At 40.0% G+C, this 20915-nt stretch carries 19 protein-coding genes; 12 read left to right on the top strand and 7 right to left on the bottom strand.

Features of this window, described 5'->3' with window-relative positions; translation table 11 throughout:
- The first annotated feature begins 1109 nt into the window (after nucleotides 1–1109).
- The 11 genes from ACZW67_RS01480 to ACZW67_RS01430 all read left to right on the top strand — a co-directional run bounded on the left by ACZW67_RS01480 (nucleotide 1110) and on the right by ACZW67_RS01430 (nucleotide 14406).
- Nucleotides 1110–1721: a restriction endonuclease subunit S gene (locus ACZW67_RS01480; RefSeq protein WP_465181887.1), complete on the top strand. Its 612-nt coding sequence runs from the start codon at nucleotides 1110–1112 to the stop codon at nucleotides 1719–1721.
- Nucleotides 1721–2356: a hypothetical protein gene (locus ACZW67_RS01475; RefSeq protein WP_465181886.1), complete on the top strand. Its 636-nt coding sequence runs from the start codon at nucleotides 1721–1723 to the stop codon at nucleotides 2354–2356. The genes ACZW67_RS01480 and ACZW67_RS01475 overlap by 1 nt, the downstream gene beginning before the upstream one ends.
- A gap of 97 nt (nucleotides 2357–2453) precedes the next feature.
- On the top strand, nucleotides 2454–3986 hold the full coding sequence (locus ACZW67_RS01470) for a type I restriction-modification system subunit M (RefSeq protein WP_465181885.1): 1533 nt from the start codon (nucleotides 2454–2456) through the stop codon (nucleotides 3984–3986).
- Nucleotides 3979–5250 (top strand): restriction endonuclease subunit S, encoded by a 1272-nt coding sequence (locus ACZW67_RS01465; protein WP_465181884.1) that lies wholly within the window; start codon nucleotides 3979–3981, stop codon nucleotides 5248–5250. Before ACZW67_RS01470 ends, ACZW67_RS01465 begins: the two co-directional genes overlap by 8 nt.
- Nucleotides 5250–5783: a Pycsar system effector family protein gene (locus ACZW67_RS01460; RefSeq protein WP_465181883.1), complete on the top strand. Its 534-nt coding sequence runs from the start codon at nucleotides 5250–5252 to the stop codon at nucleotides 5781–5783. Before ACZW67_RS01465 ends, ACZW67_RS01460 begins: the two co-directional genes overlap by 1 nt.
- A 15-nt stretch (nucleotides 5784–5798) precedes the next feature.
- Nucleotides 5799–6533, top strand: a complete 735-nt coding sequence (locus tag ACZW67_RS01455) for an adenylate/guanylate cyclase domain-containing protein (protein ID WP_465181882.1) — start codon at nucleotides 5799–5801, stop codon at nucleotides 6531–6533.
- Between the two features lie 149 nt (nucleotides 6534–6682).
- Nucleotides 6683–8050, top strand: coding sequence for a KAP family P-loop NTPase fold protein (locus ACZW67_RS01450; protein WP_465181881.1), 1368 nt, complete (start codon nucleotides 6683–6685; stop codon nucleotides 8048–8050).
- Between the two features lie 12 nt (nucleotides 8051–8062).
- Nucleotides 8063–11371 carry a type I restriction endonuclease subunit R gene (locus ACZW67_RS01445; protein WP_465181880.1) on the top strand — a complete coding sequence of 1103 codons (3309 nt, stop codon included), beginning with the start codon at nucleotides 8063–8065 and terminating at the stop codon, nucleotides 11369–11371.
- Nucleotides 11372–11399: 28 nt separating this feature from the next.
- Entirely contained in the window at nucleotides 11400–12221 is an 822-nt protein-coding gene (locus tag ACZW67_RS01440; protein ID WP_465181879.1) for a M48 family metallopeptidase, read from the top strand.
- Between the two features lie 153 nt (nucleotides 12222–12374).
- Nucleotides 12375–12548: a hypothetical protein gene (locus ACZW67_RS01435; RefSeq protein WP_465181878.1), complete on the top strand. Its 174-nt coding sequence runs from the start codon at nucleotides 12375–12377 to the stop codon at nucleotides 12546–12548.
- 205 nt (nucleotides 12549–12753) lie between these two features.
- On the top strand, nucleotides 12754–14406 hold the full coding sequence (locus ACZW67_RS01430) for an RNA-binding domain-containing protein (RefSeq protein WP_465181877.1): 1653 nt from the start codon (nucleotides 12754–12756) through the stop codon (nucleotides 14404–14406).
- Between the two features lie 81 nt (nucleotides 14407–14487).
- On the opposite strand, the gene ACZW67_RS01425 is transcribed toward ACZW67_RS01430, so the two are convergent.
- Nucleotides 14488–14907: a hypothetical protein gene (locus ACZW67_RS01425; RefSeq protein ID WP_465181876.1), complete on the bottom strand. Its 420-nt coding sequence runs from the start codon at nucleotides 14905–14907 to the stop codon at nucleotides 14488–14490.
- Between the two features lie 282 nt (nucleotides 14908–15189).
- Between ACZW67_RS01425 and ACZW67_RS01420 the strand changes: the two genes are divergently transcribed.
- A complete protein-coding gene (locus ACZW67_RS01420; protein ID WP_465181875.1) occupies nucleotides 15190–15606 on the top strand; it encodes a hypothetical protein in 417 nt (138 codons plus the stop codon).
- A gap of 61 nt (nucleotides 15607–15667) precedes the next feature.
- Here the strand turns inward: ACZW67_RS01420 and ACZW67_RS01415 are convergent, their stop codons facing one another.
- The 6 genes from ACZW67_RS01415 to ACZW67_RS01390 form a co-directional block, all read right to left on the bottom strand.
- The gene (locus tag ACZW67_RS01415; RefSeq protein ID WP_465181874.1) at nucleotides 15668–15928 is read right to left on the bottom strand and encodes a helix-turn-helix transcriptional regulator; all 261 of its coding nucleotides are present in this window, start codon (nucleotides 15926–15928) and stop codon (nucleotides 15668–15670) included.
- A 168-nt stretch (nucleotides 15929–16096) separates the two neighbouring features.
- A complete protein-coding gene (locus ACZW67_RS01410) occupies nucleotides 16097–17008 on the bottom strand; it encodes a recombination directionality factor (RefSeq protein ID WP_465181873.1) in 912 nt (303 codons plus the stop codon).
- 140 nt (nucleotides 17009–17148) lie between these two features.
- Complete coding sequence (locus tag ACZW67_RS01405; RefSeq protein WP_465181918.1) at nucleotides 17149–18171, bottom strand: YqaJ viral recombinase family nuclease; 1023 nt, start codon at nucleotides 18169–18171, stop codon at nucleotides 17149–17151.
- A 229-nt stretch (nucleotides 18172–18400) separates the two neighbouring features.
- On the bottom strand, nucleotides 18401–19396 hold the full coding sequence (locus ACZW67_RS01400; RefSeq protein WP_465181872.1) for a DUF932 domain-containing protein: 996 nt from the start codon (nucleotides 19394–19396) through the stop codon (nucleotides 18401–18403).
- A gap of 65 nt (nucleotides 19397–19461) precedes the next feature.
- Nucleotides 19462–19749 (bottom strand): hypothetical protein, encoded by a 288-nt coding sequence (locus tag ACZW67_RS01395; RefSeq protein ID WP_465181871.1) that lies wholly within the window; start codon nucleotides 19747–19749, stop codon nucleotides 19462–19464.
- Between the two features lie 131 nt (nucleotides 19750–19880).
- A complete protein-coding gene (locus ACZW67_RS01390; protein WP_465181870.1) occupies nucleotides 19881–20795 on the bottom strand; it encodes a YagK/YfjJ domain-containing protein in 915 nt (304 codons plus the stop codon).
- Nucleotides 20796–20915 lie beyond the last annotated feature (120 nt).

Here is a 20915-nt window from a genome sequence, read left to right as displayed (position 1 = left end):
AAGTTGCTATTACAGTGTCTGTATTTAGACGATTACATATTTCAAAGCCGACGATAGCAAGAGCAGACATATTCATAATAAAAAGGCTATAAATCCAGTCACTACATATCAGGTGTTCTAAATTAATTGACCACTACAAATAGCCCAACACAATACATGAGATGCATAGAGTCAAACGGGAATATTTCGAGCAGCAGTAGATAATGAGTAGAGACAGAGAGTCTTACTTTTAAAAGGTTTAAGGGATGCTTGAAATAGGGTAGGACAAGATAAAAAAGCTGAGGCTTTGATTAAGTAGAATAAGATTGGCGGTGAAGGAGGAAGTCAAACTAATATAGTAAGTAATTGATATTAAAGTATTTAATTATAAATCTATACATTGTAGACCAACTATTAGACCAACATATATAAAGTGTTGGATGCAAAGCAGACAATTAGGTTTATATTTTAATTAAGTGTAACAAAATATTTCTACAGTACTATTTGGTTTCAAACATATACTATCACTAAAAAGCATTTTTGGTTGTTAGGACTTATTTTTATCTAACCACTTAACTCGTCTAATACTACTCGCCACCATCCCAAGCGAACTCTCCTCTATAGTCATTCCACTATAAAAACATTACAGCGTTAACCTCGCTTGAGGTATCACATATACATCTACACTCAGTTGCCTTGTACTACTTTTAAATTGAATCGACTATACAATGTCTGCGTAACGCTCGTTATACACACGCAAGATAACATTCTTATCTAGTATCAACTACTTGTCAATAAAGTCATTATTTATTAGCGCAATCACAACCTCTCTATAAGGTTTGGTCAGTAAGTGCTCAACGATTAATCGGTCGTTGGATCAGATACGGATATTCAACAAGTTGCCGTTTTCTATTTTGACCAAGTAAATTGAAGCAGGATAGAGTTTGAGCAGATTACTCAAATTAATATAGCATGAATATACTTAGATATTTCGCAAAGCTAAATTTTTTATGCATAAAAGTCAATTATGCATAAAAATCGTTGACTCCTATACTAAGTTAGTAGATAATTACACAGCTTAGTATTTATTTACATAATTTAGAATTATGCATAAAAAAAGGGGGGTGTTTGTGAGGAACCAATATAAGCATTTAGAACTTATCCAAATATGTGAAATAAAATCAGGTCGTTCGATACGTGGTGCTATCACTGGAGTTGAGGATACTGGTATAAGAATCGTGCAAATGAAAGACTTATCTGTAGATGGTATTTCTTGGGATTCTTGTATCTCTACTGAACTGACAGGTAAAAGCGCGCCTGACTGGCTTGTTAAAGGCGATGTTCTAGTACTAGCACGTGGTAATCAAAATTATGCAGTTTTAGTTGATGACTCTATAAACGATATAAATGCTAAGGTAATAGCAGCACCTTATTTTTTTGTATTGCAAGCTAAAACTGAAAAAGTACACTCTACCTATTTAACATGGTGGCTGAACCAGAAACCAGTACAAAACTACTTTAAAACTAAGTCTAGAGGTACAGGATCACTTAGCTTGCCACGTTCTGCACTAGAGGAAACAGAGATTGTATTACCTACTATTGAGGAACAACAGATTATTGCCAGTTTATATAGCAATCTCGCTCAGCAGAAGGCTGTGCAGCAAGAACTGATATCCAATAGTGAACAGTTATTAGCTGGAATAGCTCAGATAATTAATAACAATAAAGAAGGATATTGCTAATGTTAAAAATTGAAGGTTTGAATTTAGTATTGGTAGGGCTTGCTGCGTCAATACCATTGCTATCGCCGTTTCTTCCATTCTTAAGGGATTTTATCTCAGCTACAATAAGTCGAGTGGTTAAAGATAGGGCTGCAATAGAGAAGCTGAGACTAGATTTAGATAATTTGCTAAGTAAAGAAAAATATATACAGGATATTAACGTTTTAAATGTAAAAATGTTTAGAAACATACCGTTTGCAAAGATAAATATCTTGCTGCGTAAAAATATCAGTTTGACACATCTTGTTGAAATGAGTGATATCACTAAAAAAGGTTTGTGCACCTATGTACGAGAATCCGAAAAAATAGAAATAGTAAGCGCTAAAAGATGTAGAGCCGTTAAGAGAAAAGATATTATTTTGCATCTCTATTTCATTTTATTTTTAATGACTATCTTAGCACTTTTTGTAGATATCGTTTGGTTTCAAGAGCCTATAACAATAGTATTATTGTTTATTTTCTTTTGCACTTTTGAGATTGCTTGGCTCAAAAGGAGAAGTCCTTATGAGTCGTACAAAGAGCTAACTAAAAATGAAGAAAGCATAAGTAGACTTCGTAATCAGGGCATTATAGTTGCTCAGACTATTACTAGCTAAGTCATGCGAACAATTGTAGATACCAGTCATATACAAATCAGTTCTTTAAATAGAACCAATAGAATAAATAATTTTAGCTTATCAATAGGAACAGAGAATGAGTACAACCGATACGATTACTACTACCCAAATCAATCAAGACGATATCAATAAAGCCGTATGGAACGCCTGCGATACTTTTCGCGGGGTCATCAGCGCTGATACCTATAAAGACTTCATCTTAAGCATGCTGTTCCTAAAGTATCTGTCTGATGTCTATCGCGATGAGTACAACAAGCTGGTTGATCAGTATGGCGACAACCCCGAACTGATCCACGCCATGATGTCCAAGCAGCGTTTTGTGTTGCCTGAAGGTGCTAGCTTTTGGGACTTGTATGAGCAGCGTCATCAGCCGGGTAATGGTCAACGGATTGACGAGGCGCTACATGCGTTAGAGGAAGCCAACGGTACGAAGCTCAAAAACGTCTTTCAAGATATCAGCTTTAACACCGATAAACTCGGTCAAGAAAAGCAAAAGAATGAGCTGTTACGCCACCTGCTAGAAGATTTTGGCAAAGACATCCTCAATCTAAGCGTTGAGCGTGTTGGTAGCTTGGACGTGATTGGTAATGCTTATGAGTTCTTAATCAAACACTTTGCTGCTAGTAGTGGGGCGACGGCTGGTGAGTTCTATACGCCGCCCGAAGTATCGAATTTGCTAGCGACTATCCTTGAGCCTGTAGAGGGCGATCAAATCTGTGACCCTGCCTGTGGTTCAGGCTCGCTACTCATCAAGTGCGGGGCGATGGTACGCAAAAACTCGGGCTCTAAAAAATATGCGCTATTTGGTCAAGAAGCCATTGGCAGTACATGGGCACTGGCGAAGATGAATATGTTTTTGCATGGCGAGGACAACCACCGTATCGAGTGGGGCGATACCATCCGTAATCCGCTGTTACTGGGTAGCGATGGCAAGCACTTATTACAGTTCGATGTGGTGACCGCCAATCCGCCGTTTTCACTGGATAAATGGGGTCATGAAGATGCCAGTAGCGATCCCTATGGTCGCTTTCATCGCGGTGTACCGCCCAAGACCAAGGGCGACTATGCCTTTATCAGTCATATGATTGAAACGCTTAAGCCAAGCACTGGTCGTATGGGTGTGGTCGTACCGCATGGCGTGCTGTTCCGTGCGTCTAGTGAAGGCAAAATCCGTCAGCAGCTCATCGAAGAAAACCTACTCGATACGGTGATTGGTTTACCTGAGAAGCTGTTCTTTGGTACGGGTATTCCTGCAGCAATTTTACTGTTTAAGAAAAATAAAACCGATGACACGGTATTATTCATCGATGCCAGTAATGAGTTTAAATCAGGTAAGAACCAAAATCAGCTCACTGAAGATAATATCAATAAAATTATCGCGACTTATAAAGCGCGAGAAAGCGTCGATAAATATGCGTATCTAGCGAGCTTTGATGAAATTAAAGAAAACGACTTTAACCTAAATATTCCGCGCTATGTTGATACGTTTGAGGAAGAGGCGGAGATTGATTTGGATGCGGTGCGTACTGAGCGTCTTGAATTAAAAGCTGAATTAGAAAGTTTAGAGGCCGAGATGGCAGGGTTTTTAAAGGAGTTGGGTTATGAATAAATACCCGACATCTTGGAAAGTACAACGATTAGGTAAGGTTTTTCCTAAGGTAGTTGTGGGATATGTAGGAAACGTTAATGATCACTATTGTTCTGAAGAGGAAGGGGTGCCTTTTTATAGAACGTTAAATATTAGGAATGGTTATTTTAGGCACATAGACCTTAAATATGTCACTTACTCATTTAATGATAAAAACAAAAAATCCCAAATTAAAAATAACGACATACTGATTGCCCGCGTGGGAGCTAATCTAGGCATGGTATGCAAAGTCACAGGCTTAAATAGTGTCGCCAACATAGCTAATGCAATTATTATTAAATCAAGTTTAATAGAAGATGCTGATGTTGATTTTTTTACCTATTTCTTACTTTCTCCATTTGGAAAAAAACAGATTTTTGCTGGAGCAGCAGGTGGAGCACAAGGTGTTTTTAACACTAAGCTTACGCAAGAAATAAAAGTTCCTGTTCCAAGTTTTCCAGAACAACAAAAAATCGCCAAAATCCTATCAACTTGGGATAAAGCGATTGGCGCGACTGAGCGTTTAATTGAGAGTAGTACCCAGCAGAAAAAAGCTTTGATGCAGCAATTGCTGACCGGTAAAAAGCGTTTGATTGATGAGTCGGGTAAGCGGTTTGAGGGTGAGTGGGAAGAGAGAAAGCTGAGCAACTTAGGTTCAACGTTTAACGGCCTAACAGGAAAAACCAAAGTAGACTTCGGTTCTGGCAAGAAATACATCCCTTACATGAATATTTTCAAAAATACTTTCATAGATACGGATAATCTCGATTATGTAAATATTGATGTCGATGAGAAGCAGAATACAGTACAGTTTGGAGATATTTTTTTCACAACGTCGTCAGAAACTCCTGAAGAGGTCGGTATGTCGTCTGTTTTGCTGAAGAAAACTAAAGAACCAATATATTTGAACTCTTTCTGCTTTGGCTTTAGACTTTTCGAAATCGATAAGGTTGCTCCAGCTTTTATTGGTTATATTTTGAGAAGTAGCCATGTTCGGAGAAAAATTGCAATTTTAGCTCAAGGTGCTACACGTTATAACTTATCAAAAGTTCAACTATTGAAAATATCTATAGCTTTACCTTCTTTAGAGGAACAACAGAAAATCGCCACCGTGTTAACCAATGCCGATAGAGAGATTGAATTGCTTGAGCAGCAATTGGCTGATTTGCAGCAAGAGAAGAAGGCGCTGATGCAGGTTTTGTTGACGGGTAAGAGAAGGGTGGTGGTTGATGGGGAAGCAATTTAATGGGAGTTAGTCCTCGAATAAGTGATGAAATACTAGAGAAAAATTTAGAGAGAGTAATAGGCTTTGTTGCGAACTGTGATAGCAAAGTATCCTACTTACTCTCTGCTGTAGGAATTATTCTTACTATCCTATTCACTGTAAAGCCTACAAATCTAACTTTTCTAAAGTTAGCTATAGGTAGTGATGAGACGCATGCACTCCTTGGATTTAGTGTGTTAACAATTATCTTGTCTTCATTCTATTTTCTACAAGGGGTATATCAATTATCACAAGCATTGACAGCACGAACAAAAATACATTCTGGAAATAGTAGCTCTATGATCTTCTTTGGTGCGATATCAGCTCAAGCAGGTAGTCATGATTACTTACAGAGTATCGAGAAGAATGAGTATAGCTATAGAGAGGATTTAGCTTGTCAGATATACATTAATTCAAAAATATGTACAGAGAAATTTGAAAGATACAACAAAGGCTTTAAATCAATTTTATTTAGTTTGCCATTACTTGTAGTTTCTTGGTCCTACTTGTTTTAAATAAGGATAAAAAAAATGTCAGAATATGATTATAAGCAAGGAAAGAACAGAGTGGAGTCTATCCTTGATAACTACATGAAAATAGAAGAAAAAAATAAGCTTCCAAGTGATGATAACTTCACTTTTGAAAATGGTTATTTGTCATGGGTAACAGCTATATTTGTTGATATAAGAGACTCTACTTCTTTATTTTCTAAGAATGATGAACCTACTGCTAAGTTAGTTAGAGCATTTACTTCAGAGATTATTGAGATTCTTAGAGATGATGAAAACATGCGTGAAATAGGTATTCGTGGAGACTGTGTTTATGCAATTTATACTACCCCTGAAAAATCCGATATTCTAGAATGTGCTAATAAAACTTTTTATATTAATACTTTTATTAATATGTTTAACAAGTTACTCGAAAATAGAGGTCAGGATAAAATTAGAGTAGGCATTGGTATGGCTACCGATAAGGAGCTAGTAATTAAAGCGGGTAGGAAAGGGGTAAGTATTAATAGTAAAGTATGGATAGGAAAAGCTGTAACTATTGCATCGAAGTTGTCTTCTTATGGTGAAAAAAGCTTTCATTCTAGATTGATGTATTCTCCACTATCTTACGAAAACTTTATTGAAGGTTTTGAAAAGAAACAACCAAACGATAATGTAAGAAACTGGTTTTCTTATCAAAGTGGCTTAGATGCATATGGATCAGGAATTTTGATGAGTGAGTTTGATGATTGGGTCAAAGGTGATTTCGCAGAATGATCAGAAACTTAGATATATATAACTAAACCTAAGGAGATTAAGTTAAAAATTTCCTGCCTTAAACTTTCTTGTTATGCTGGATGGCTAGTTTGTTCTGTAGCAGTTATTAATGCATAAAAATTATCAATTCCAATCAGAGGAACAATAAAGTGAATGTGACTATTACAACAAAAACATTCGATGGACAAGGTGGACGTGATGAGTTTCAACGTAAAAGTATCGCTGAAAAAGCCATTAAACTTCTGAAATCTGATATAGATATTTCACCAATGGTCATTGATGGTAGTTGGGGCACAGGTAAAACTGAGTTCTGCCATAAACTTATAAATCTAATGAAGCAAGATAATACACACAATATTATTTATATTGACGCTTTCAAAGCTGATCATGTCGATGAGCCTTTGATGACTGTACTCGCGGAAATTATTAAAATCTTACCTGACGGTCCACGCAGAAAGGCTTTTATAAATAGAGTGTTACCAGCTGTACGGTATACCTTAAAAACAGTTGCTAAAGCTGGGGTTTCCCATCTTCTAAGACAAGACTTTGCTGATCTTACAAACGATTTTGATGAAATGATTCAAAAAGCCGCTGATGATTCAATAGATAAAACAGCAGAGTTAATACTCAAAGATCATGTAGAGGCAGAAAAGAGTTTACAGACGTTACAAACTGCTTTAACTGCTATCGCATCTCAACATCCTATTATCATATTTATCGACGAACTTGATCGCTGTAGACCAAACTTCGCGGTTGATATGCTGGAGATAATCAAGCATACCTTTGATGTTGAAGGTGTTAGCTTCGTACTTGTTACTAATACTCAGCAGTTGAGAGCTTCTATAAACCATTGCTATGGTCAGGCAGTTAATGCACAACGTTACTTAGATAAGTTTATAAAGTTCCAATTTGAGTTGTCACCGCATTCTCAACGACACATGACAGACCCTGTTTTAGCTGCTAATGCTTACTTTTACCAGCTGATAGGAGAAAAAGGTTGCTTATCTAGTAGCCTACTAGCAAATACCCTTTTAAGAAAGTTTCTTATAAAAGTTATTAGGCACCAAGGTCTTTCTCTCAGAGAGATAGAGACATTAGTGCTACATATACAAGTAGTACAAGTACTATCTAATTCGCATCGTTTTATCCCTGACGAATATATTGGTTATTCGTTGTTGAGATTAGTTGGTGTCATGCTAGTTTGCTTTAGACCTGATATTTTAAGAGAGATTAGAAAAGGTGTGGTTGATGCTGATTTGTTAGGTGATTTCTTGGGTGTAACAAAACTAACTTATCTTGAAGAGGGTGGTCGTGAAATACCTGAAGTATGTGAATTTATCATGGCTTCTCTGAGTGCTGATTTCAATGAAAATAATATTAACTATGCTACATCAGAAGATCAGCAGAAAAAATGGAATTCATACATGAGACATGTCAGTTTTATGGAAGGAATACCATATAGAGGTAGAGCGGTAGCTCAATTTATAGAAACAGCAAATATAATGGCGTTTGAATAATAGGAATACGTAATGACATCAGCCATAAACTTCGCTGAAGAATTCAGCTCAAAGATTCCAGCCTTAACCTTACTGACAACATTAGGCTATGAGTTCATACCACCCAGTCAGTGCAGCGCCATGCGCTCAAAGGTTGTTTCAAATAAGGCTACTGACCAAGTCGTATTACTACCTATCATGCGTGCATTTTTAGCCGAGCAAACTTTTACGTTTGAAGGTAAGGCGCATCCTTTATCAGACAGTGCCATTGATAAAATCATGCACGAGCTCAACCCTGCCATGAACTTGGGCTTGCAGTTGGCCAATGAAAAACTCTATAACGCTATGTTATATGGCGTGACGGTGACCGAATTTATCGATGGAAAAAAAACCTCGCAAACCATCGCTCTGATAGATTGGAATACTATTAGTAATAATAGCTTTCACGTTACCGAAGAGATGGTGGTACTCAATAGCGAGGGCACGAGTAGTCGTAGACCTGATATCGTTTGCTTTGTGAATGGTTTACCGCTAGTAGTCATCGAAGCCAAACGCCCTGACTCCAGTAGAGAGTGGCAATCGACCAATGCCCAAGCGGTATCCCAGCATATTCGCAATCAACATCAAAAAGAAATCCCACATCTATTTGCCTATAGCCAGTTATTACTGGCCATCAATGGTAATGACGGTCTGTATGCCACTTGCGGTACGCCTGAGAAGTTTTGGGCAAAATGGGTCGAAGAAGAAATCTCTGAGCCTGAGTTTGCCCGTATAAAAAATCAAGCACTCAGTCCTAAGCACATTGAGAATCTGTTTGGTGATCGTCCTGCCTCTATCAAAGAGGAATATAAATCATTGATTACTGGCGGTGATCTAGTCGTCACCGACCAAGACCGCTTAATCATTAGCCTTTTACAGCCTGAGCGTTTGCTTGAGATGACGCGCATGTTTACCTTGTTTGATAAAAAAGTGGGCAAAATTGTTGCCCGTTATCAGCAGGTCTTTGGTATCAAAGCCTTGATTGAACGTATCAGTACCTTTGATGGCCCTGATGGTAAGTCGGGTAGTCGGCAAGGTGGTGTCATTTGGCATACCACAGGTAGCGGCAAGTCCTTTACGATGATTTTCTTCTCCAAAGCTTTGATTTGGTTAGAAGAACTCGCCAAGTGCCGCGTCATTATCGTCACCGACCGTGTCGATCTAGAAACTCAGCTTAGTCAAACCTTTGCTTCTGGTGGTGTGCTCAGTGATCGCGATAAATCCGATGCCATGGCAACCTCTGGTCGCCGTCTAGCACAACAAATCGGGCACGGTAACGAGCGTGTTATCTTCTCTATTATTAATAAGTTTGGCTCAGCGGTTAAGTACGATGAGTGCTATAACGACAGCCCAAACATCATCGTCATGGTCGATGAAGGTCACCGTAGCCAAAACGGTGAGAATAACATCCGTATGGCGCAAGCCCTACCAAACGCTGCTTTTATTGCCTTTACGGGTACGCCTCTGCTAAAGGATGATAAGACTGAAAACAAATTCGGTAGCATCATTCACTCTTATACCATGCAGCAAGCGGTTAAAGACAAAACCGTTACCCCACTCTTATATGAAGAGCGTATCCCTGAGCTCAATACCAATGACCAAGCCATTGATGCTTGGTTTGACCGTATTACCCAAAAGCTTACCGATGATCAAAAGACTGATCTCAAACGTAAGTTCTCACAAAAAGGTCAAATCTATCAGGTTGAAGGTCGTATTGAACTGATCGCTCATGACATTTCTGACCACTTCCAAAACTTTAAACAGCAGCACCTTAAAGGTCAACTGGCCTGTGACTCTAAAGCCTCAGCTATCCGCTATAAAATGGCATTGGATAAGATTGGCAAAGTGACCTCAGTGGTTGCTATGTCACCACCTGATACCCGTGAAGGGCATGATACCGTTGATGGCAAATCAAAAGACATCGTCCAGAACTGGTGGCAAGCCAATGTTGCCAAAGAGTATGGCGGTGATGAAAAGGCTTATACCAAAGCTATTATAGAAGCCTTTAGTCAAGATGATGGTCCTGACATTATGATTGTCGTTGATAAGCTATTAACGGGCTTTGATGAGCCAAAGAATACCGTGCTGTATATCGATAAGCCCTTAAAGCAGCACAACCTGATTCAAGCAATTGCACGGGTAAACCGCTTGCATGAGAAAAAGCGTTTTGGTTATCTGATTGACTATCGTGGCATTTTAAAAGAGCTGGATATCACCATTGAGAAATACCAAGATTTAGCAGAACGTACACAAGGTGGCTTTGATATCGAAGACCTTAAAGGTCTGTATAACGCGATGGATACCGAGTATAAGCAGCTACCAAGACTGCATAGCGCGCTATGGGCGATATTCTCATCGGTGAAAAACAAGCAAGACGGGCAAGCGTTAAGACAAGTGCTTGCGCCAAAGATGCAGGAAGTCGATGGCAGAGTGGTCGATACCAAGCTTAAAGAACGTGACGACTTCTATGCGGCTTTGACCGAGTTTTCTAACGCGATGAAAATTGCCTTGCAGTCAGCGTCTTTTTTTGAAGACAAATCATTCGATAGTAAACGTGATCGTTATAAACAAGATCTAAAAGCCTTTGTTAATCTGCGTAAGCAAGTGCGCGAAGATGCTGATGAGACTGTCGATTACGATGAGTACGAAGCAGATATTCGTAGCTTACTCGATAAGCACATCGCAGGGCTTGAGGTTCGCGAGGCAAAGGGCGTTTACCTAGTCGATAATTTAGGCAAGGATGTTAAGCCTGAAGCGATGAGTGACGATGAAGCCCGCAACCAAACCGATAAAATTACTGGTCGGGTGACCAAGATGATTGAGCAGGATCTGGCTGATGATCCGTATGCTCAAGAGTATTTTTCTAAATTGCTTAAGCAAGCGATTGCGGATGCCAAGGCAATGTTCGATGCGCCAGTGAAGCAGTACATGATGTTTGCTGACTTTGAGCAAGCCGTCAAAGACCGTGATGTCGCTGATGTGCCGAATGCATTTATTGATGATAGTGGTAAGTTAAACAAACATGCTCAGGCGTACTTTGGTTTGTTTAAGCATTTATTTGATACTGATTTCTTGATAGATAAAGAGTTAGGTAACGACAAGCTAGTCGCTTACGCCTTTGAGATTGATAAGATCGTTAAGACAGCAGTGGCTGAGTATTCTATTAACCCAGCAGAGATCGAAAATGCTATTAGTGTCAAATTGCTGCCGATGTTATTTATGGATTTGGGTATTGATAAAGCGCAACAGCTCATCGAAGAAGTTCTAAAGATTACCCGTCTTGGACTTTCAAGAGACAAGTAGCTTAAGAGCAGTAAGAGGGTAGTAGGCAATGACTGAGAATGGTGTGTTTTATTATGGTCAAGATAAGATTGATTATGAAGTCGTGCGTAAAGAAGCAACTTATAAAGAAAAGATAAACAAGTCTGAAAGCGATAAGCTAATTACTGAAAACACCAAACCTAGCAAACCTCGAAAAGTAGTCATCAAAGTACATCCTGATCAGCGTGTGGTTGTTACCGCACCTGTCGATGCGGCGGATGAGATGATTTATGATGCCATGATGAAACGTGCTCGCTGGATATGGCGAAGCCTACAGGATTTTGCCAAGCAACAAGATCATGTATTGCCCAAACGTTATGTCAGTGGTGAAACCCAGTTTTATCTGGGTCGTCGTTACGTGTTAAAAGTGCTTATTAATTCTGAGACTGAACCTAGCGTAAAGCTTAGCCGTGGTCAATTGAATGTATTCTTGCAGCAAAACAATGTGCAAATAGACCAAAAAATACAAGCTGAAAAAGTGAAAAGTATGGTCGATAAATGGTATCAAAACAGAGCTAAAACTGTCTTCAGTGCCAGATTGAAAGCCTTGCTACCAAAGGCTTCATGGGTAAAATGTGATCCATTATACAAAGTTTTAATAATGCAAAAACAATGGGGGAGTTGCTCTACAAAAGGCAATTTAATACTCAATCCTCATTTGGTTAAAGCGCCAAAGGAATGCATTGATTATGTCATCTTGCATGAGCTGTGTCATATAGCTGAATACAACCACAGTGAGAGCTTTTGGAGGTTACTGACGCAAGTAATGCCGAACTGGAAAGAGGTAAAAGCGAGGCTTGATGGGATGGCTGAGCTATATTTGAATGAGTGAAGTTTAGAGCTAGATAATTTAATATGTTATTTTGGAAAAGTATTGAAGTGCATAATGACCTACATCCCCAGACAAAATATTGAAAATTTACTTGAAAGAATGAATTAATCGTTCGATACTATTTTCTTACTTAATGAATGTAAGGAAAGTATGATGGGTAACCCATATGGTAACGATCATGACGATGATACTGAAGAACTAAATGATGCTGATCAACAAAAAGAAAATAATGAAATTCAAGAAATGGGTAAGCAAGGTTTGACGGATCAAGACTTCCCAAAAGGTAGGCCACTTGGTACATTCAGTAGTAGTGACACAAAAAAATAAGGGTCTTGCAGGTAGTTATTTAAAACCTCACTTGTAAGTGAGGTTTTTTTTCATGGGTCATTCCAGCTATGTTTGAGACTTTTTATATTCAGTTTTATAAATGACTACTTGGAAAATGGATAAATTAGTTTAAACTAAATAAGCAGATCATACCGCTCAAATAGACTCAATATACCCTCTCTTTAACTAGATATAGTATCTTACTATGCCCGATCACTATCAAAGCCTTATCCTAAGCCTAACTCAACAGCCTACCGAACAAGAGTGGCTTGAGTTTAAGCATAACTTTCATAGCTCTGATGAGATTGGTAAGCGTATATCTGCGCTTGCCAATGGTGCTTGTTTGGCTGGCAAGAAATTTGGCTATTTAGTGTTTGGCGTAGAGGATGTCACGCATAATATCGTTGGTACAAGCTTTAGTCCAAGGACAAAAAAAGCCAAAGGCAACGAAGACTTAGAGCATTGGCTGGTTAGCCGTTTAAGTCCTAAAATTCATTTTACAATTCATGAGTTGCAGATTGATGGTAAAGCGGTGGTGCTGTTCGAAATTCCAGCAGCCACAGATATGCCCATTAGCTTTTTACATGAGCCTTATATTCGTATTGGTAGCTTCACAAAACCACTTAAGCATTATCCTGATCAAAGCCGTAAGCTGTGGCAAAATAGGGCGGATGACTGGAGTGCCGAGATTTGCCATGAGGCAACGCTTGACGACCTTGACCCTAAAGCCATTGCTGTTGCTAGACAAGTCTTTGCTGATAAAAATAAGCGGTTGGCTGAAGACATTCAAGAATGGGATGACATCACCTTTTTGAATAAAGTCAAAATCACCATTCGTGGTCAGATCACTAACACAGCGATTATTTTATTAGGACGTTATGAATCCACGTATTTTCTAAGCCCAGCGCAAGCGCATATCACTTGGATTCTAAAGGGCGTTGATGGTATTGAAAAAGACTATCAACATTTTGAACCGCCGTTTTTGTTAGCCTTGGACGAGGTGTATAACAAAATTCGCAATCTAAATTACCGCTACATGCCTGCTGGTACGCTGTTCCCTGAAGAGGTACAGCAGTACGATCCCTATATCATCCGTGAAGCATTAAGCAATGCTATTGGTCATCAAGACTATCGTCTGGGTGGACGTATTACGGTGATTGAAAAAGAAGACTCAACACTGATTTTTCAAAACAGTGGTGAGTTCATTCCTAAGACCATCGAGAACGTCTTGCTACAAGATGCGCCTGAAGCGAGCTATCGTAATCCATTTTTGGTTAATGCCATGGTCAGTTTAAATATGATGGACACCATTGGTAGTGGCATCAAAAAAATGTATCAGATTCAGTACAAGCGCTTTTTTCCTTTGCCAGATTATGACTTAACCCATGAAAGAGTACGCGTAAAGTTTACGGGCAAAGTGCTTGATCAGGAGTATGCCAAGCAATTAGCGCAAGTTGATAATCTCGCATTACACGACATTATAGCGCTTGATAAAGTACAGAAAGGGCAGACCATCACCGAAAATGAAGCCGAAGCGCTACGTAAAAAATCACTGATTGAAGGACGTAAAAACAGCTATATCATAGCCGCTGATGTTGCTCGGTATACTGAGCAGCAAGCTGAGTATATGCAAATGCGTGGTTTGGATGATATGCATTATCAAAGCTTGATTATAGAGTATCTCAAGACGTTTGAGCGGGGAAGGCTAGTTGATTTTGATAAAATGCTGGCTAATAAGCTACCGCAAGTGCTAGACGACAAGCAACGTAAGAATAAGGTGCGTAATCTATTACAGAAAATGCGTCGAGATGGTCTAGTCGTTTCTGAAGGCTGGTCTTGGTTTCTGCCAAATAGCTAAGAATAGCTAAGAATAGCTAAGAATAGCTATTTGGCAGTAGTCAAGTAGTTATCTGATAGATTTAATGAAGCTCATTATTCATTAATATGCAGCATTCTTATTCATCTCATCAATCTCTGCTTGAGATAGCGTTGTTTCTGGTCCATCCAACTCACCTTCGTTTAACTCATTCATTTCGTTAATCTCTTCTTGAGAAAGTCTCATTTCTGGACCGTCAATTTCTGGATAAAGTGGCTCGCCTGTAGCTGAATCATATCTAAGCTCATCTGGCAATCTTCGGATATCATCGTCTGTTAGCGGGTTTGGACTATCAACATATACTTCCGTATGATTTGCATCGTCATCTTGATCATTAGGCAAAGCTGCAACTTCAGGTGTTTGTTCTTTTACCTCTGAAGATGTTCCATCTATATCCTCTACTCTATGCTGTTCTGTTGTGTCCACATCGCTAGATTTTATAGTTTTAATCAATATAACGCCACAAACGGTCGCTACTATCATAATGATAAGAATTGATATTGTTTTATTAGTATTAATTGAGTGAGTTCCTTATAGCAATGCAATATATGCGTTTATAGTAAAAAAATTTAATAAATTTCTTGTAATCAGTATGTTATAAAAAGTACAAGTCGGCTTAAACAAAGTTATCGCTCAGACAAATAAAAATGTATACATAGATCGATTAATAAGCATTATAATAACTCTATTTTTATAATATGGTAAGTATTCTCTCGACATTTTCTCGGGAAAATACTTTTTTAAATCTTTATGGGAAAACTTACAATGAACAAGTTTTTGAAGGTTGTAGTGGGTATATGCTTTACTCTTGCATTTTCAATGAGTCATGCTGATTTTTCTGCAATGAATAAATACTATACAAACTCCAAAGTTGCACCAAAAGTAAAGCATTGTAAGGGTGATCAGGATTGTAATGCTTTTTACGCCTTATCCAAAGAATGGAAAGCTATTCCAAATTGTTTTAAAACTTCTTATGGCTCAAACTGTGATGCTAAGGCAGAAGCAAAAGCTGGTAATGGTTATAGCTTATGGAAAGGAGCTAGTTTTAGACATACACGTTCCTCAAACTTAGCTAATGCTGCTGAGGAGGTATTCTATAGAGGTGGTAGTGCAAGTCCGGCTGACGAACGTATTTTTGCTGAAGGGCTAGCCGTACTATACTTCTTAGATGCTAAAAAATAAATTAACTATCTATTAAAATAAAAAAATAAGCCGCGTAGTGCGGCTTATTTTTTATCCTTGATCAGTGAACCCGAGCAGATATTTTACCTTTAATCCAATCAGCCACTTCACTTTCAACCCATGCTACACGACCCTTTGATAGCTTTACTTGAATAGGGAATGTTGGGTCGTAACGATCAGATTTTTCATTGAGCATCTCATAGATTGTAGTGCTGCTAAGCGCTGTATAATGCATTACCTGCTTGAGCGGTAGCATGCGAGGGATCTGTAAAGTGCTAGCTGTTGATACGTTTTGTGGTGTGTTCGCATTTAATAATTGCATGATCATCTCCTTTGTAAGTTAATGAGAATCTTTCTTCTCATACAGTTACGGAGTCCCATATTTTTTTACGGCATCCCATGTAGTTCAACGATTAGCCTTAGTTAAAGCAATAGCAAAAGGAGCTGAATGATCAGCTCCTTTTTTATGCCGTATATCTTTACCACTCCTTTAACTTATAGCTGTCACACTCTCCCTTAGACTTCTTTCGATATTACCGACATTGTAAGGAGCCATGCCATTTTGTGATCCCTCTTGATGGTTACTATTAGCCTCACATGCCTCTACGGGATAAAACTCATCCACCACCTCCATGGCATCTTCGCTATCGACACCAAAGCACGAGTTCACATAGCCAAGCTTTGCCGCTGCCTCTAATGCCGCTTGATCAAAGCCATGTTCGCTAAGCTCCTTATCAATAACCCCAGCATCTTGTACGGCCTGTTTTAGCGTCACATCATCACGTAGCGTCAAGTCCACAAAGTAAATCGGAGTACGATAGCTTTGCGTGGTGCTCTTACCTCTGAGTGTTAGTTGCAGTGGTAGACATGACAGCTTGTTGCCTGATACCGCAGCAAAGTAGCTTAAGCGTGCTGATAAGGTACGGATACTATTAAAGCCAGTAGTGCGAAAGATGAACGTACCTAGCTCATCATCTTCACTCAGATTTGCGTACAGTCTGCCATACGGCTTACAAGCACCGCCCTGTGCCAGTGGACAGCGATCAGGTGATGGGCATGGCAGCTGCTCTACGCCATTGCTAGTTCTGCGCTGACATTGCTCACCGTCGCCAACACATAGTGGACGACCTGTTTGTCTATCGAACAGCGTGTACTCTGCTCGCAGGTTGAGCTCCGGATCATTAAACAGCATGCGTACGGGAATCTGTCTGAGTTTACCGTCATTCTTTTCGCGTAGCTTTGCATCGAGTGGATGATTGATCCAACCGTCTTTATTTTGAATTTGACTGGTGATAGTGAATTGATCGTCTTTAGCAGGTAAACGCTTGCCATCTTTTACAATGACACGCCCAATGCTGATACGACCTAAAACTGGTGGGGTTATCGTTAGACCTTTAATCATGATGGTATTCCTTATGTGTTTAATAGAATGTGTTTGCCCATAAAAAAGCCCACCTGTAATAGGTGGGCTGTTATGCGCTTGCTTTGATTCATTAGCTTTGACTGGTTGATTGAAGCGCTGATGATTGAGTGATCGTCAGCTCAGTCATTAAGCACAACGAAACGTCTGCTGCCTTGCTTGGTTTTACTGAACTTGACTAATAGCTCAGGATGCACTTTGATAACGGCTTTGCTATCTAAACCAATACTGTCTTTCGAGCGCTTCCATGAGATCGCACCTTTATCAAACACAGCCACTTCGTTATCGGCAATCAGCGTTTGCAGCTGGTGCTTCACTTGATCATGCCGCTCTTCCAGCTCTTGCATATAGTCACGGTAGCTCAGTAATTGCTCGAACAGCTTGTTAGCCCCATCATCATCCGTTAGATCAACCTTGCTTGATGGCTTAGCGGTTGGATACAGCTGCTTTAATGCCTGAGCAGCAGATTCAGAATGATCAGGGGTTGGTGGCGTATCTGTTTCCACGTACTGCCAGAATAGACGCTCATGCTCCATGATAGAGTCAATCAAGCGCTCGTCACGTTCAACCTTATAGATCTTGGCTTCATGTCCACACAGCAGCACGCAGATATGAGCCGCTTGTTTACCTGTGACCGCCAATTGATGCTGTACTTGGCATGTCACATATAACGGCACGCCATGCTTCCACAGCTTGGCACCATGTTCACCAGCGGTCTTACACTCTAGAATCTGTACCTCGTCATTGCCTGTGATGGCATAGTCTAGGTTAGCCAGCATAAAGGCTTTGTCAGGATCAGGGTGCTGCAAGATGGCATTGACGCGGCGTACCTTGTTTCCAGTATGGTCTTGATAGTACTTAGCCACCATCGGCTCTAAGGTATTGCCCCAATAGAGTGGCGAATAACCCTCGATGCTCTCATCGATGTTTGATGTCATACGTCCTGTCTTAATCATCCATAGCTCAAGCATCGACAAATATGGATGAATACCACAGGCGGCTGCGGCATCAGAGCTGCCAATGCCTTGCTTTCGAAACTGTAGCCAGTCTTCACGGCTTAAGTCTTTAGTGTTGACCAAACGTTTAGCTGTGATTGATGTCTTTGGTTGAGCAGGTATCCTAACCGTTTCATTTTGTTTTAGCATGATACCTACTGGTTTACTCTTAGTTTTAGACGTTCGAGACGCCTTACCTGTAATGGTTGAACGTTTAGGTCTTATCTGATTCGTGGTTGTATTATTTAATGCGACCATGTTCATGGTGAACTCCTTTATTAAGTTTATTCCTGGTGATCTGTGAATGTGCCTTGCTTAATTGATGGCATAAAAAAACCACGCTCAAAGGCGTGGTTAATTCATTAGACAGGTGAAGTAGCTAGGCAATTAAGCGTAGCGCTTCATCGAGGCTTTTATCTTTGAGTTTAGCGCCTGCGCCAAACCATGCAGAATCTAAACGATGATCTCTCGACATGGCACGTCGTTCATGATCGACATATTCAGTCATCGCACTTAGTAAGCCATAAGCCGTATCTTTAGCAGAATCTAGGTCAGCACCGCGACCTTGACCGTTAAACATTGTCATTACCTGATTCATGGCTTTAGCGTTCGGGACGGCATCTTTTTCTTTCTTAGCCGTATTAAACAGAATGAGGCCATCGTCTTTGACATCGTTAAACACACGGTTTAAATAATTGGCCGCTTCTGCTTGAGTGATTCGTCTATTGCTCAACTGCTTCATCTCATAGTTGAACTCATTCCATTGACTGACGGATACGCCTAATTGCTGCTTGACCTTTTTGGCATCAAAGGTAGTGCTATGCGGTACTTTCACCACACCGCCACTACCATCAGCTAAGCTGATCGCTAAAGTGTTATTACATACCACGCGAATATTAGTGAATTGAGCTGTGGTGGCAAGCGTGCCATCACAAGCGGTTGCTAGTAGCAAATAGCCATGACTAACATCACCGCCACGTAGCGTCGCGGATTGACCCGTACGAGCTAATGCCCAGAACTTACGACCGCCTTTTAACACACCTGCAGTCTCTAGCTCAAAGTCTGCTTGTTCAGTAAGATCACGATAAAACTCTAGGATCTCATTCGGCTGGACTTCTTGATAACGTTGACTAACAACGGATAGTGGCTCTAAGGTGTCACTGCGGTACAGTACCTTATTATTGTCATAAGGCATGATTAGGTTTTGGCCTTTATCATTAGTTGCCATGTAGCTTACATCGGATGATTCAATACGCCAATCCATTCCTGCTTGCTTGGCCCAGACTTCAATAGGCTGTTTGGGGGAAAGCTCGTTACCTAAGCCGTGCCAAGGTGTTTCGCCAACGTATGCCATACTTTCTATTAAATGTGCCATGAGTATTACTCCTTTATGATGCAGTAAAATAAATGTTTTGATAAGTACTTGAATAAGTGAGAAAGTCAGATACTGAAGGTATACTGACAGGTACTGCATAAGTAACGCGGCATGGTAGCCGCTTTGACGAGTGGCGGTTGGATAAGCTTTTGTTGTGCCAGATTAATCACGGTAGCAATAGCGCCGCCTGCGACGATGCCAATCATAGGGTTGATCTTGTAATACTTGCAGACGCTAGCACCAAGACTGGCTAATAGCTTTGGTGAGAACAGATGCTCTGACATACTCTGCGTATTGGTATCTATATTTTCTACGACATGGGCTGAATGACAGTTGGGACAGATAGGTTTCATAATATCTCCTTGATCATGGCGCATAAAAAAGGCCTGCTCATAGCAGACCTTTAATTAGGGTGGATTGGGTTTAAACGGTCAGAAAAGCATAGCTATCTGACTGCTCTCATAGGAATATTATATATCTGAGATTATTTTGATATGGGCGCTAGGCCTCTACGTTTTTTTGTACGATAAATACCATGACCAAAGGTACGCATGTTTGGTAACCAAAGTTTAAGTTGCTGCTCACTCTTGCTTGGCTTCGTTAGGTATAAAGCTGAAGCTACAGCGTTTTCGACTTCCTGAGGGTTATCACGATGAATCATGCCGATACCTAGTTTGCCATGTTGCCTATACTGCTGCTTACGTTCTTTATCGTGGTAGCTATAGTATTCGCCTAGACCAGCGGTTACCTCCTTCCATTTTTCGCCCACCTCTTTAGCCAAGTACCAATCGTTCTGTCGCTCTGAGCCATCATATATAAGTAGTAAATGACAGTGCAACCCGCCCTCGATACCGCCTTGTTCTAAAGCCCAAGCATTGCCTTGCAAATGCTCAAAGCACGTCTTTTTATTACCGATAAGCTCACGGAACTTGCTCATGTGAAAGTCAAAGTCTTCGATAGATACATGATGGCTGGTCTGCTTTTCGTACTTTAAGTCGATGCGGATAAATAGCAGTTTTGAGTAATGAGTGGTCAGATTACCTACGTAATTCGCTAAATTGTTTCTATTTTGCGACTCCTGATAGCTGAACGTGATGCGTTCACGCTCAATGTCATTTCTATAGCATGGCAGCATGTTGATAAAATGCTGTGTTTTATCATGATCCCAAATAACATTAATGGGATATGACTCACCAACAATAGAGTTGGTGCTATGAACAAATGCGACAATTGGCTGTGAATAAAATAGCTCAGTATTGAAGTGAGTCGTGAACGGGTAATACAACCCGTTCAACTGACTTTTGACATCCTCAAAGTGGATAGTATTTGCTAGTACGTCTGTAACGAGACTATGGACGTTAGCGAAAACTTGAGGTTGGTTGAGATGTGAATATGGCATGATCATGATCCTATTAAATTAATGTTCATAGGGTCAGGTCAGTCTGTATTTTTATAATGTTAGTCGCTGAGAGATGAGCTCTCAGCAATAGGATAAATGACTACTGGAGTATTAATAATA

The sequence above is a fragment of the Psychrobacter sp. TPE 89C genome, from assembly GCF_055522395.1.
Note: the sequence above shows the minus strand (reverse complement) of the source record. Positions and strands in the feature narration are given on the sequence as shown.